General features: G+C 31.2%; 13 protein-coding genes. 6 read left to right on the forward strand and 7 right to left on the reverse strand.

Going from position 1 to position 13654, the window contains the following annotated elements; genetic code table 11:
• The first annotated feature begins 33 nt into the window (after window positions 1–33).
• A complete protein-coding gene (gene rsmG, locus ACHZDT_RS17955) occupies window positions 34–663 on the forward strand; it encodes a 16S rRNA (guanine(527)-N(7))-methyltransferase RsmG (protein ID WP_394776043.1) in 630 nt (209 codons plus the stop codon).
• A gap of 79 nt (window positions 664–742) precedes the next feature.
• Here rsmG and ACHZDT_RS17960 read toward each other — a convergent pair whose 3' ends face one another.
• Window positions 743–1471 carry a hypothetical protein gene (locus ACHZDT_RS17960; protein WP_394776045.1) on the reverse strand — a complete coding sequence of 243 codons (729 nt, stop codon included), beginning with the start codon at window positions 1469–1471 and terminating at the stop codon, window positions 743–745.
• A gap of 572 nt (window positions 1472–2043) precedes the next feature.
• On the opposite strand from ACHZDT_RS17960, the gene ACHZDT_RS17965 reads away from it, so the two are divergent.
• The 5 genes from ACHZDT_RS17965 to ACHZDT_RS17985 are packed head-to-tail and all read left to right on the forward strand — an operon-like array spanning window position 2044 to window position 5592.
• Window positions 2044–3105, forward strand: coding sequence for a sensor histidine kinase (locus ACHZDT_RS17965; protein ID WP_394776046.1), 1062 nt, complete (start codon window positions 2044–2046; stop codon window positions 3103–3105).
• A complete protein-coding gene (locus ACHZDT_RS17970; RefSeq protein WP_394776047.1) occupies window positions 3102–3839 on the forward strand; it encodes a LytR/AlgR family response regulator transcription factor in 738 nt (245 codons plus the stop codon). The genes ACHZDT_RS17965 and ACHZDT_RS17970 overlap by 4 nt, the downstream gene beginning before the upstream one ends.
• Before the next feature lie 12 nt (window positions 3840–3851).
• A complete protein-coding gene (locus ACHZDT_RS17975; protein WP_394776049.1) occupies window positions 3852–4574 on the forward strand; it encodes a CocE/NonD family hydrolase in 723 nt (240 codons plus the stop codon).
• 32 nt (window positions 4575–4606) lie between these two features.
• The gene (locus ACHZDT_RS17980; RefSeq protein WP_394776050.1) at window positions 4607–5170 is read left to right on the forward strand and encodes a hypothetical protein; all 564 of its coding nucleotides are present in this window, start codon (window positions 4607–4609) and stop codon (window positions 5168–5170) included.
• Between the two features lie 20 nt (window positions 5171–5190).
• The gene (locus tag ACHZDT_RS17985) at window positions 5191–5592 is read left to right on the forward strand and encodes a hypothetical protein (protein ID WP_394776052.1); all 402 of its coding nucleotides are present in this window, start codon (window positions 5191–5193) and stop codon (window positions 5590–5592) included.
• A 106-nt stretch (window positions 5593–5698) separates the two neighbouring features.
• Here the strand turns inward: ACHZDT_RS17985 and pruA are convergent, their stop codons facing one another.
• The 6 genes from pruA to ACHZDT_RS18015 form a co-directional block, all read right to left on the reverse strand.
• The gene (pruA, locus tag ACHZDT_RS17990) at window positions 5699–7324 is read right to left on the reverse strand and encodes an L-glutamate gamma-semialdehyde dehydrogenase (RefSeq protein ID WP_394776053.1); all 1626 of its coding nucleotides are present in this window, start codon (window positions 7322–7324) and stop codon (window positions 5699–5701) included.
• A 155-nt stretch (window positions 7325–7479) separates the two neighbouring features.
• Window positions 7480–7866, reverse strand: coding sequence for a Co2+/Mg2+ efflux protein ApaG (gene apaG / locus ACHZDT_RS17995; protein WP_017497796.1), 387 nt, complete (start codon window positions 7864–7866; stop codon window positions 7480–7482).
• A gap of 79 nt (window positions 7867–7945) precedes the next feature.
• Window positions 7946–9208, reverse strand: coding sequence for a DUF5103 domain-containing protein (locus ACHZDT_RS18000; protein ID WP_394776089.1), 1263 nt, complete (start codon window positions 9206–9208; stop codon window positions 7946–7948).
• 80 nt (window positions 9209–9288) lie between these two features.
• On the reverse strand, window positions 9289–12198 hold the full coding sequence (locus ACHZDT_RS18005; protein WP_394776054.1) for a DEAD/DEAH box helicase: 2910 nt from the start codon (window positions 12196–12198) through the stop codon (window positions 9289–9291).
• 228 nt (window positions 12199–12426) lie between these two features.
• On the reverse strand, window positions 12427–13200 hold the full coding sequence (locus ACHZDT_RS18010) for a class I SAM-dependent methyltransferase (RefSeq protein WP_394776055.1): 774 nt from the start codon (window positions 13198–13200) through the stop codon (window positions 12427–12429).
• Window positions 13201–13204: 4 nt separating this feature from the next.
• Window positions 13205–13645: a GxxExxY protein gene (locus ACHZDT_RS18015; protein WP_394776057.1), complete on the reverse strand. Its 441-nt coding sequence runs from the start codon at window positions 13643–13645 to the stop codon at window positions 13205–13207.
• Between the last annotated feature and the right edge of the window lie 9 nt (window positions 13646–13654).

Genomic DNA, 13654 nt, shown 5'->3' on the forward strand with positions numbered 1-13654 from the left:
GTAAAGTAGTACTTTTGTTAAAAAATTAGAGCAATGGATGAGATATTGAAATATTTTCCGGATTTGACCGATATTCAAATCGTACAATTTCAAAAATTAGACTTTTTATACCACGATTGGAATGAAAAAATCAATGTTATTTCAAGAAAAGATATTGATGCATTATATACAAAACACGTTTTACATTCGTTAGGAATTGCAAAAATCATGAAGTTCGAACCTGGAACAACTGTTCTTGATGTTGGAACCGGTGGAGGATTTCCCGGAATCCCTTTAGCGATTCTTTTTCCGGAAACACGTTTTTATTTGATTGATATAATTGCAAAAAAAATAAAAGTAGTTCATGGTGTTGTTGATGCATTAGAATTAAAGAACGTAAAAGTGGAACAATTGCGTGCCGAAAATGTAAAAGGCGATTTTGATTTTATCGTTAGTCGCGCTGTAACAAATATGCCGGATTTTGTTTCCTGGATTAAAGGTAAAATTAAAAAGCAGCATAAACACACTTTAAAAAACGGGATTTTGTACCTAAAAGGTGGCGATTTGACCGAAGAATTAAAAGATTTTCCAAAAGCAACTTTATATGATTTGTCTACAATTTTTGATAACGAATTTTTCGAAACTAAAAAAGTGGTGCATTTGCCTTTGAAATTTACATTTTAATTTACTTTTAAAATATTAATTAACCCGACATATTTACTTTGTGAATTATGTCGGGTTTTTTGTTGATTAATCAATTAATTTAAGATGCTTTTTTTGAAAAACACAAAAATTGATTTGCTTCAATATCTAAATTATTTATTAAATCATGTATAGCTTTTTCTGATGCCTTTTCAGAATTTTGAAATTCCGGGTCAAAGAAAAAATTACGACAAATTAAAGCTTCATTTGACGAATCATAAACAGCTTCGTCACTTTCATCTATTTTAGATTGAATATAAGTGCAAGGATATTGCATTTTTAATTCCACTATTGTTTGGTTAAACCATTTATCAAAAACTTTTCTTTTTGGTGTAATATGCCTTGCTAATAATATAAGACCTGTAAGTTCACTTTGTAAAAAGTATGATCCTTTTCTGTACATTACATCGATCATTCTTACATTCATGAGCGCTATCCATAATGGTCCATTTATATGACCGGTCGCAGACATCTCAAGATCAGAATCAAAAACTAAGGGTTTTGTGTTTTCTACATTATCAATTGAACACCACAATGCTTCAATTCTTTTTTCAATATCATTATTTGTTTTTGTATATCCTTTAAGTCGCCAGTATATCCACTCAAGCAAAGCTGCTGTTAATCCTATTGAGCCTTTATGATTGATTTGTAATAGCGCATTTTCAAGTTCTTCATTTCCTAAAGGATCTAAAAATTGATTTATTTTCTTTTTATTCCATTTAAAATTAATTGGATGACCAATACTTTTTGAGTCTAAAATTATTGGCGGTGTGTTTTCTAAATTTCTCATTGTTTTACTTTTTTATTTCTTTACTGATTTTTTAAAACTTAATTATTTCGTTTTTTTTACGATCAATTAAGCTGGTTGTAAATTTAAGTTGGCAATTATTTTTACTTTATTGCAATAAGTTTTTAAGTATTAAAATAAGACAATTTATCAGGGTATCATCATGAAAACCAATACAATAGGAAAAGTATTACAAAACAATATCGTTTTAGAAGTAAAATTAATAAAATCAGATAAATCTTAAAAATAAAATATTGTTAAGTATTTGTAAATAAAGGTTTTGTGTTTTTTTGCGGTAAATCCTAATTTGCCTCCTGTAAATTTATGAAGTAAAAAACAGTCTAATCTTTTATAAATTAGGCTTTATCATATTTATGAAACCGAAAAGCAAACCGAAATATCTATATATTTTAGAAATTCTGGTAGTGATTAAAAATACTTTTCGAATTGGAATAGAAATTAGTATTTGGGAAGAATAATTAGCATTCATCCTCAATTATTTTTCGTTCATGCACTTTTATTTGTTCAATCTGTATTAGAAAAATACCTTTACTCAGCAAATAAATTTTTTTACTTTGAAAATAATTACAGGAATATCTACATATTGGAAAATTCAATTTATTGGATGGATTACTGCTTCTTTATATTGGGGACTTTCAGCTTTTTTGTCTGGAAATTTTATCTGGAAATTAGGTATCGCAGATTTAATACTTGACATTTTTATTGGTATTACATTGACGCATATTTATAGAAACTTTGCTTTAAAAAAAGGATGGAATAAATTAAATCTAAAAAGGCTGGTTCCAAAAATTGCATTAAGCATTTTGATCCTTTCCTTATTGTATATGTTTTTGATTGTTAGTAAACTTTATCTGGTTCGCTTACTAGTTTTAAAAAATGCAACTGTTTCTTTTATAACATTTTTTAAAGCAGCACAATTACAAGTTTTTATTACCGGTACCAGATTAATGTCAATTTGGGTATTGGCATATCATCTTTACCACTATTCAAGGCTTAAAATAGAAACTATAAAAGAAAACGCCAGATTATCGATTATAATAAAGGAGGCACAACTAAATAATCTGAGTGCGCAGCTTAATCCGCATTTCTTTTTTAACTCTCTCAATAACATAAAATTTCTCGTATTGGAAAACCCTGATTCAGCAAGGCGGGCAATTGATCTTTTATCTGAGTTATTAAGGAATTCCTTAAATAATAACATTATGAGATTAGTATCCATAAATGACGAAATTAATCTTGTCAAGGATTATCTGGAATTAGAAAAAATACGATTTGAAGAGCGTTTGCAAATAAAAATTGAAACAAGCATAGATTTATCGAAGTACTCAATTTTGCCTTTAAGTATTCAAACGTTGGTTGAAAATGCAATTAAACACGGAATTGAGAAAAGAAAAATGGGTGGGTTTATTATGATAAAAGTTGATGAAGAAAACAATTTTATAAAAATCAGTGTTAAAAATTCGGGAAATATAAGTCAGGAAATTAAAACTTCAGGTATTGGATTAAATAACCTGAAAGAAAGATTGCTGCTACAATATAACGGAAATGCCTTTTTTGACATTAAGGAAATGGAAGATGAAACTGTTTTGGCAACTATTTTAATACCATCAAAATGAAAAAAATAAAAGTTATAATAGTTGATGATGAGCGTTTATCGCGGGAAGAATTAAAAAGAGCATTAAAAACGTATGATGATTTTGAACTTATTGGTGAAGCTGGAAACGCTGATGATGCTAAGAATTTGATTGAAACGAAAATGCCAGATTTAATCTTTTTAGATATTCAAATGCCTGAGAAATCTGGTTTTGATTTACTGGAATCTTTAGACAATGTCCCCTCGGTACTATTTATTACAGCGTACGATCAATATGCGGTACAGGCATTTGAAGTAAATGCGCTGGATTATTTAATGAAACCAATAAGAGAGGAACGTTTTGAAAAAGCTATTGAAAAAATAAGAACCACTCTAAAACCGAAATCTTCTCTAAATAATGCCGAAGCAAGAGACCGAAAAATTTTTATTAAGGACGGAGAAAAGCGATTCTTTATTCAATTAAATGATGTTTACTTAATTGAGTCATTAGAAAATTATACCAGACTTTTTTTTCAGGACAAAAAAGCACTTCAAAGACGTTCTCTTCGTCAGTGGGAAGAAATGCTGGATAAAAATATTTTTTTCAGAATAAACAGAACCGAAATTATAAATATAAATTATATCCGGGAAGTAAACAAGACAATTGCCGGCAGGCTTGAGGTAAAGTTAAAATCCGGAGAAATATTAGAAGTTTCAAACCGCCAATCGGTTAAATTCAAAAACAGTAATGCATTTAATAAAGAAGGAACAATCTAAATAAAACGATCCATGAAACCAACTTTACATTTTGTATTTCTTATTTTAATAGTATTAAATGCATTTTCACAGCAGGTAAGTACAACAAAATCAGAAGATTTAAAAAGCGCATATACTATTCAGGATAGTGTTATGATTAAAACACGTGATGGTGCATTTATATCAGCAATTGTGGTGCAAAAAAAAGGAATCTCATCGCCAAAACCTGTTATACTTCAATACACTATTTATGTTAGAGATAAAGTAAGAGATCTTAAATCTTTAAAAGAAGCAGTAGACAATGGTTATATTGGAGTTATAGCTTATACGAGAGGCAAGCGTTTTAGCCCAAGTGAAATATTTCCTTATGAAAGTGACGGGAATGATGCTTATGATGTAATTGATTGGATCAGTAAACAAAAATGGTGTAACGGAAGCGTAGGAATGTATGGCGGAAGCTATAATGGCTTTACACAATGGGCGGCTTGCAAAAAAATGCATCCTGCACTTAAAACTATAGTTCCGTATGTCGCAAACAGACCTGGAATGGGTTTGCCGATGGAAAACAACATTTTTATAAATCCTAACTATGAATGGTCATTTTATGTAGGTAATAATAAATCTCTTGATACTGTTGCAGGAAACGACAGACAACGATTTAGGAAAATGCAGTTTAAATGGTGGGAAACTGTGTTGCTTATAAAAAACTGGACAGTATTGACGGCAGTCCAAACAGATTATTTCAGCGATGGATAAAACATCCTTCATTTGATGAATATTGGCAAAAAATGGCACCTTACAAAAAAGATTTTAAGCAAATAAATATTCCTGTATTAGCTTTTGACGGATATTATAATGATTCGCAAAATTCAGGTTTGTATTACATAAGAGAACTTCAAAAATATAATCCACAAACTCCGGCATATGTAATTATTGGCCCTTACGGACACTTTGGTACTCAGGTTGGTGGCGAAGTTAATTTGTATGATTATAAAGTTGATTCCATAGCACTAATCAATATTAAAAAAATCACCTACCAATGGTTTGATTATATTCTAAAAAATGGTACTAAACCAGAAATGCTAAAGGATAAAATAAACTACGAAGTAATGGGTGCAAATGAGTGGCGAAGTGCTCCGTCTCTTGACAAAATGAGCAATGGCTTTCTAACTTTTTATCTCACAAATAATAAATCAGGAAAATTTTATTCTTTGAATGCTAAAAAGCCAGAGAAAATCAATTATCTGTCACAAGAAATAAATTTTGCTGACAGACAAACGCAGAATAACGATTATTATCCGGATCCCATTATTAGAAAAGAAATTGATACTACCAGCGGATATATTTTGTAAGTGAAACATTAAAAGAATCAATGTTGATTAATGGCTCCTTTTTAGGAGAAATAAAAGCCAGTATCAATAAAAAAGATATGGATATAGGAGTTACTTTATATGAGTTAATGCCTAATGGAGAATATTTTCATCTGTCTTATTTTTTAGGTCGTGCCAGTTATGCCAAAGATATTTCGACAAGAAATTTACTAAAACCAAATCAAATAGAATCCATTCCATTTTCGAATACACATTTGGTCAGTAAACAATTAAATAAAGGAAGTCGTTTAGTTGTTGTTCTGAATGTTAATAAAAATCCTTTTTCAGAATTAAATTACGGAACGGGAAAAGTAGTGACAGAAGAAACCATTCAAGACGCAAAAGAACCATTAAAAGTAAAATGGTACAATGACAGTTTTGTAAAAATTCCGATTTGGAAATAAAAATATGATAAATGCAAAAAGCCGAATCTTAATTAAAGATCCGGCTTTTTTTTGAGATAGTTTCTAACGTGAAACTTGAAACATTTATAAACTTGATACAAAAATATTAACCTAAGAAAGGATATTTATAATCTTCCGGAGTTACAAAAGTTTCTTTGATAGTTCTGGGAGAAGCCCAACGTAGTAAGTTCAATGCAGAACCTGCTTTATCGTTAGTTCCTGAAGCTCTTGCACCACCAAAAGGCTGCATACCTACAACAGCTCCTGTTGGTTTATCGTTGATGTAAAAGTTACCCGCAGCATTTTGCAATTTTGTCGTTGCTACTTCAATAGCATAACGATCCTGGCTAAATACAGCTCCGGTCAAAGCATATTCAGAAGTAGTATCAACTAATTCTAAAGTCTCTTCCCATTTTGCATCTTCGTATACATATATAGTCATAACTGGCCCGAATAATTCGGTTTCCATTGTAGTATATTTTGGGTTTGTGGTTACAATAACTGTTGGCTCAATAAAGTAACCTACAGATTTATCATAATTTCCACCAATGATGATTTCAGCATCAGCATCTTTTTTAGCCTGATCGATAAAACCAGCTAATTTATCAAAAGAACCTTCGTGAATAACTGCTGTAATAAAGTTTCCAAAATCTTCCGGAGAACCCATTTTCATTGATTTTGCATCAGCAATTAATTGTTCTTTTACAGCTGGCCATAAACTTTGCGGAATATAAGCTCTTGAAGCTGCAGAACATTTTTGCCCCTGAAATTCAAATGCACCACGAGTAATTCCTGTAGAAACCTGTTTAGCGTTAGCGCTTGGGTGCGCAATGATAAAATCTTTACCACCAGTTTCACCAACAATTCTTGGGTACGTTTTATAATTATGGATATTTGCTCCAATTTTAGACCAGATATCTTTAAATACGTGAGTTGATCCTGTAAAGTGAATTCCGGCAAAATCACGACTTGCTAAAACGGTATCAGTAATCATTAAAGCGTCTCCAAAAACAACATTGAGAACCCCGTCAGGAACACCAGCTTCTTTGAAAACATCGATAATAATTTTTGCAGAAAAAACCTGGCTGTCACTTGGTTTCCAGATAACAACATTACCCATCATGGCGGCACTTGCAGGAAGATTTGCAGCAATAGCGGTGAAGTTAAAAGGAGTAATTGCGTAAACAAAACCTTCAAGAGGTCTGTATTCTAAACGATTCCAAGTTGTAGAATCAGATTTTGGCTGATCTCCGTAAATCTGAGTCATAAATTCTACGTTGTAACGTAAAAAATCGATCAATTCGCAAGAAGCATCAATTTCTGCCTGATGAATATTTTTAGATTGACCAATCATTGTAGCCGCATTAATACGAGCTCTGTATGGACCGGCAATAAGTTCAGCAGCTTTTAAGAAAATAGCAGCACGTTGTTCCCATGCCATATTTGCCCATGCTTTTCTTGATTCAAGAGCATTAGCAATTGCTTTTTCAATATGTTGTTTTTCAGCTAAGTGATAAGTTCCTACAATGTGTTTGTGATCGTGAGGAGCTGATATTGTTCTTGTATTTCCAGTTTTGATTTCTTCGCTTCCAATGTATAACGGAACATCAATTTGAGAATTCCACATTGTGGTATAAGCCGCCTGAACAGCTGCTTTTTCTGGTGAGTTAGGTGCGTAACCTTTTACAGGCTCGTTTACCGCTTTTGGTACATGAAAGAATCCTTTTAGCATTTTATTTAAAAATTAGATAATTAGACAATTTAAGGGTTAGATGATTTAATTTGTTACGAATAATCTAACGTGGCACAAAAGTACAAAGGATAAATTAATAAATTTACAATTTTGTGATTTAGATAACGATAAAGGGATAGTTTTTAAACCCGTTTTTAGTTTAACGCAAAAGGAGCACACATTCTAAAAGTAGGAACAATTACTTTGAATGTTTTTGTAGTAGTAAAGTTGATCATATTAAAATAACCTTTCATCGCGCCATAAGGAGATGATAATAAGCAGCCAGAACTGTAAGTATGATTTTCGCCAGGTTTTAAAACTGGTTTTTTTCCAATAACACCTTCTCCGTCAACAACTTCTAAATCATTTAGGGAATCAAATATTTCCCAGTGACGAGATGTTAACTGAACAGAATCTTTGCTGTGATTTTCGATTGTAACGACGTAACTAAAAGCAAAGTGAATCTTGTAGTTCTTGAAGTAAGTACCTTCAAAACTAGTCAAAACAGATATTTTTATGCCTCTTGTGATCTGAGAAACCATACTAAAGTAGTATATATGTGTGCGTTATAGTGGCAAATCTACAAAAAAAAATCTTTCGATATAAAACCTTAACAATGTTTTAATTTATGATGTTTATTGAGTTTGCATTTCCTTTTCCTATAACCCTTTGATAACGATCCGTACTTTCTTTATAATAAACTAAGATGGTGTATTCATTTTCAGTTTGATAAAAGTTTCCATCAATAGCATTCTCATAATCAATAGTACCTTTTTTATCTGCAATTGTATATTGAAAATTAGTAAACCCCTGCTTAATCATCACCGCTTTTTCATAAACACCTTTGTCTGTATTATAATCCATTTTGTATTCTGGCGACAAACTGTAATTATTAAACATTCCGGTAATATAAATGTCTTTGCTCGAAGATCTAAAAGTAGGAGCAGAAAGGCTAAAGTAAACCCACGCATAATCTGCCTCGATTTCGTTATTTGAAGCATTTATATTTTTAACAACAAAATTACCGTTTACATCTTGATATACAGAGTAAATTTGATTTGCTCTTGCCGGATTCGTATACAAATAAGCATTGTAAATATCATTGTTTGCGCCAACTCTTCCTACATTATTGCTTGCAGCGCGAATGTCTTTATTTTCGAAATATAAAAATTCATTTCCGCCCCAAAACTGCGTTTCCTTGTCATATTTATAAACCAATTGATTTCCAATTGTATATTGTGGAGGAACGTTTTTAATAGCAGTATTTAAATTGCCATTTTGCAGCAATAAGATTTTTACATTTTGTAACGGAGTCTGAAAAGCAATATCATTTGATAAAACTGCAAAATCCAGGTTTTGCTTGTAATTAATATTCGTAACATCACGGCTGCGTTTTACCTGAGCTGTAACGGTAGAATGATTTTCGTATAAAATAAATTTTCTGGAAAAAACAACATCTTTATCTTCATTCAGGATCCTAAGCATATAATTTCCTGAAATGCGTAATTGAGTAGTAAACTGATTCGGGAACGAAAGTCTATAATGAGAAAACACCTGAAGCGTATTAAATGAATTTACATAATCAGTAATTCTTTGATTGTCAAAACCGCTAATATAATCTGTTTTAGGAATATCAGTTGGTTTCCAGTTATAATCACAATGAATGATTTCAAAATAATAATTAGCTTCATTACCAAATAAATCATCAAACTGAAACATAAAAGTATCACCTAATTCAAATATAGGAACAACATTTCCGCCGTTTTGAACAAACGAAACTGTTTTAATATTATATGGAGGATCAATCTCGGTTTGTACTTCCTGGGCTGTCGCCGAAACAAAAATAAAAAGCAGCAGAAGATTTTGAAACAAAAATTTTGGCATCATAATACGTTGTAAGATTGTAAATATAACAATTTCTATAACGAAAAATAAGACAATTTATTGGTTTTAAAAACAATTTATCAAGAACCCAAAATGAATTCCAGATTAACCGCGATTTCGTCGTTAATATAGCTTTCCTCTAAAAGTGAATCAGATAATAACTTTTTGTTTTCCTGTAGTTTTATTATTTTTTCTTCGATTGTATTTTTCGAAATAAACATGATAACATTTACTTTATTTAATTGCCCAATTCGATGCGCTCTTCCAACGCCTTGTTTTTCGGCAAAAGGATTCCACCACGGATCTAAGAACAAAACATACGAAGCTTTGGTAATATTCAAACCAACGCCACCCGCTTTAAGCGAAATAAAAAACAACAAAGGATTTTCTTTTCCCTGAAATAAATTAACCTGCTGTTCTCTTTTCCTGACAGGAGTTTCACCCGTAATTTCACAAAAATCAATTTTATTTTCCTTGCACCAAGTCGTATAAAAACTCAAATTAGTAACAAATGAACTAAAAATGATGGTTTTTTGTTTTCCTTTTACTAAATTTTCCAGATAATTAGTTACTGCAATATATTTCCCTGAATCAATTTCCGATTCCTGATCAATCATTTTCGGATGATTACTAAGCTGTCTTAGCTTCATCAAAGTATTGATAATACTAATTTTGTCAGGGCTGGTTCCATCCGTTTTCAGTAAAAAATTACGCGCCTTTGATTTCTCTTTTTCGTATAATTTTTCCTGTTCAGGATCCATATCGCAATAATAAATCTGTTCAGTTAATTCCGGTAAATCCTTTAAAACCTGTTCCTTTGTTCGTCGCAAAATATAAGGCTGAATCAGGTTTTTTAATTCAGACAAACTGCTTTCATCTTGTTTTTTCTCAATCGGAATTTTAAAATTTTCTGCAAAAAAAGAATAAGTCCCTAAAATATCAGGATTTATAAATTGCATTTGCGACCATAAATCGTCCAAAGAGTTTTCTATCGGAGTACCACTTAAAGCGATTTTATGATTAGTATTTATTTTGTTTATGGCTTTGAAAATCTTAGAGTCTTTATTTTTAATATATTGACTTTCGTCCAAAATTAAATAGCGGAAATTATATTTTTCTAAAATTGAAATATCACGATGAAGAATACTATAACTCGTAAAAATCAAATCAGATGATTCTAATCTATGCGCTAATAATTTCCTGTCATTGCCCACATATTGCATTTTTGAAAAATGCGGAGTAAATTTTTGAGCCTCGTTATACCAGTTAAAAACCAATGACGACGGTAGAACAATGAGGGTTTTTAATGGTTCTTTTTCAATAGTAGTTTCGTTTTGAAACAAATCAAAATTCGTCGTTTTAGTGGTAAAACCTAATTGTTCCTGTACGGCAACCAAAACTGCTAAAGTTTGCAATGTTTTTCCAAGTCCCATATCATCAGCCAGACAAGCGCCCAGATTGGAGTTAAAATGACCCAAAAGCCATTTTACACCATCAATTTGATAAGGTCTTAAAGTTGCTTTCAATAAATCCGACGATGTATATTCTGCTTCGTAAATTGGGTTTACATCTTCTTTAATTTCCGGAATCGCATCTAAAGCAGCAAAATTACTTTTACGTAAAAGGAGATTTCCATTTTCTGTTTTGGCTAATTTTGCCAGCGAACCATATTTGCTCAGCCATTCCAGCGGAATCAAGAAATAGTTTCCGTCAGGCAATAAAAAGAGTCTTTCTTTGCTTTTTATATTTGGAATAATTTCGCTGAAATTGATCGTGTAAGTGCCAACTGAAATAATTATTTTAATATCAAACCAGTCTTCTTTTGTTTCTCCTTTTGAAGTTAAAATAGTATGTTTTTCTGTAATAATTTCTTTGCTTTCCAGCTTCAGGTTTTGAATTGTAAATCCTAAATTTTCTAATTCTTCTTTACGATCAATAATGAATTGAATATTGGCATAAGGATCATGAATTTCCGTATCTGAATTCAACCCGAATAATTCGTTTTTGATTTTTATTAAACCAATTTGCAGTAATTTGTCCGTATATAAATTTTCATCAGAACTTCGTTTAAACTGAATTATTTTTGGCTCACTGATAACAGTAAAATCAACAAACGAATGTGTTTTTTTAGTTTTACTGGCATCAAATAAATAACCGTTATAATCGAAATACAGATTGAGGTAATAACAGTTTTTAAAGAAATCGTAAACTGGCTGAATTGTACATGCGATAATTTTGTCCCGAAGTTTAATTTCGAAACCAGTCGCGTCAATGTCTATTTTTTTGGCTATTTCAGGAATAAAATTTTTAAAATAATTGTCAACTAATTTGGAAGGTATTTCAATTGATTTCTTTTTTAAAAAAGGCGAAAGCTTTTTAGAATTAAGATCTTTTAGCTGTCCTAATTTTTTATCGATAATTAACCAGCCCGGTTCATCCAAAAGAATATCGACGCTTTTATTCATTGGTAAAAATGAAGTTTCGTTTTCTTTTAAAGATAGCGTATAAGTAATTCCGTCTTCATGTTTGTCAAATTGAATTTGAGGTTCAAAATCTAACGGATTTGTGTTGACTCTCCAACGGTAAAAATCCTTTTCAGCACTCATATTAGCAGATAACGGAAATTGTTCTTTTACAATTAAATTATAAAAGGAATCTAAATTTATCTTGAGATGCTGACGAATTGCAAAATCAATTTTGGAGTCTTTTTGCAAATCAGCAATTGTTTTTGCCGATTTAATTTTTGCACTGAATTTTTTGAAAATAAATTCAGGTTTTAAAGATTCACAAACCGTCAGTATTTTTTTTGTATTTGAATCTAAATGTTCAAAAACAAGACCTAAACTTTCAAGAACATCTTTAGTTGCTTTTTTGTTTAAGTATTTAATTTCATCGGTATTCTCAACTATATAAGCGGTTGGGATATAATGGTTCAGGTTTTTTTCAAAACTGATGTCAAAACAAAACTGAAATGAATTTGAAGGTTCCAAGGTGAGGATTGGGTTTGAGAAGTTGGGTAAAAATAGTTACTAAAATAAAACCATTTTAATGTATTTGTTTGAACTATATAAGTGATATAAGTTCATTTAACTATATGAATAAACGCAAATAGAATTGGAAATCTATTCTATTTGCGTTTGTTTATTTTGATTTTGCTTTATTTAAAAAAATCTAGTTTTCAAATGGACTTATATCACTTATATGGTTCAGAAAGCGGTTTAGTTTTCCGGTTTAAAGCAAAGCGGAATAATTTCTCCTTTTGCCAAGCAATATTTCTCGACTAATTCAGGTGTTATTTTATTAGTGTAATCTTCTTCGATTACGATAAAACCTATGCTTCTTAATTTATCAAAATAATCACGTCCATAAATACGAACGTGATCGTATTGACCAAATATTTTAGCGCGTTCTTTTTGATCTGTAATAGTGTCATCGGCAAAAGTCACAGCTCTTGATAAATCCTGCGGAATTTGTAGAATCGCCATTCCGCCTGGTTTTAATACACGAAATAATTCCTGCATTGCTTTTGTATCGTCCGGAATATGTTCTAAAACGTGATTACACAAAATAACATCATATTCATTGTCTTTAAAAGGCAAATTACAAATGTCTGCTTTTACATCTGCCAAAGGCGAAAATAAATCTGTTGTGGTATAATCAAGGTTTTTTTGCTTGCGGAACATTTTATAAAAAGCTTGTTCCGGAGCAAAGTGAAGTACCTTTTTTGGCGCTGTAAAAAAATCAGTCTGATCGTTTAAATACAACCAAAGTAAACGGTGTCTTTCCAGCGAAAGTGTACTTGGCGAAAGCACATTATTACGTTGTTTTCCATATCCGTAAGGCAAAAACGATCTAAAACTTCTTCCGTCAATCGGATCAGTATATTTATTTCCTTTTAATGAAAATGCCAAAATCGGACGAGCCACATAGCTCAAACGAATTAATAATGGACGCGGAATTGTATTAAGTACGAGTTTAAAAAGTTTTTTCATGGGGTTATTTCGCAGAGTTACACGAAGGAGACGCGGAGTTTCTCAGAGTGTTTATAAATCTTTTTATGTTGTTTTTTAAAATTTTTGAGTCAAAATTAATCAGAAGACCTAATGGATAATTACCAAGCTTTAAATAAGTTAATATTTGTGCAAAATGAACTTCTGTAAAAGCTTCAACAGTTTTTAATTCAATAACAATTTTGTTTTCAATTAATAAATCAATTCTGTATCCGTGATCTAATTTTATATCCTTATATATTATTGGTAAGACTTTTTGCTTTTCAACAATTAAGCCTGAATTTACAATTTCATAGTATAAACACTCCTGATAAGCAGATTCTAATAAACCCGGTCCAAGTTGCTTATGAACTTCAATTGCGAGTCCAATTATTTTATAGGTTATGGCGTCTAGTTGATTGCGAGATTCGTTGTTTTCTTCAAACATTTAAAAAAG

The organism is Flavobacterium sp. (assembly GCF_043722275.1).
In the GTDB taxonomy this organism is placed as follows: domain Bacteria; phylum Bacteroidota; class Bacteroidia; order Flavobacteriales; family Flavobacteriaceae; genus Flavobacterium.

Excerpts from the sequence above, each read along its gene's own strand:
- rsmG (WP_394776043.1), top strand. The coding sequence starts at position 34 with ATGGATGAGATATTGAAATATTTTCCGGATTTGACCGATATTCAAATC.
- ACHZDT_RS17960 (WP_394776045.1), bottom strand. The coding sequence starts at position 1,471 with ATGAGAAATTTAGAAAACACACCGCCAATAATTTTAGACTCAAAAAGT.
- ACHZDT_RS17970 (WP_394776047.1), top strand. The coding sequence starts at position 3,102 with ATGAAAAAAATAAAAGTTATAATAGTTGATGATGAGCGTTTATCGCGG.
- ACHZDT_RS17975 (WP_394776049.1), top strand. The coding sequence starts at position 3,852 with ATGAAACCAACTTTACATTTTGTATTTCTTATTTTAATAGTATTAAAT.
- ACHZDT_RS17980 (WP_394776050.1), top strand. The coding sequence starts at position 4,607 with ATGGCACCTTACAAAAAAGATTTTAAGCAAATAAATATTCCTGTATTA.
- ACHZDT_RS17985 (WP_394776052.1), top strand. The coding sequence starts at position 5,191 with ATGTTGATTAATGGCTCCTTTTTAGGAGAAATAAAAGCCAGTATCAAT.
- pruA (WP_394776053.1), bottom strand. The coding sequence starts at position 7,324 with ATGCTAAAAGGATTCTTTCATGTACCAAAAGCGGTAAACGAGCCTGTA.
- apaG (WP_017497796.1), bottom strand. The coding sequence starts at position 7,866 with ATGGTTTCTCAGATCACAAGAGGCATAAAAATATCTGTTTTGACTAGT.
- ACHZDT_RS18000 (WP_394776089.1), bottom strand. The coding sequence starts at position 9,208 with ATGCCAAAATTTTTGTTTCAAAATCTTCTGCTGCTTTTTATTTTTGTT.
- ACHZDT_RS18010 (WP_394776055.1), bottom strand. The coding sequence starts at position 13,200 with ATGAAAAAACTTTTTAAACTCGTACTTAATACAATTCCGCGTCCATTA.
- ACHZDT_RS18015 (WP_394776057.1), bottom strand. The coding sequence starts at position 13,645 with ATGTTTGAAGAAAACAACGAATCTCGCAATCAACTAGACGCCATAACC.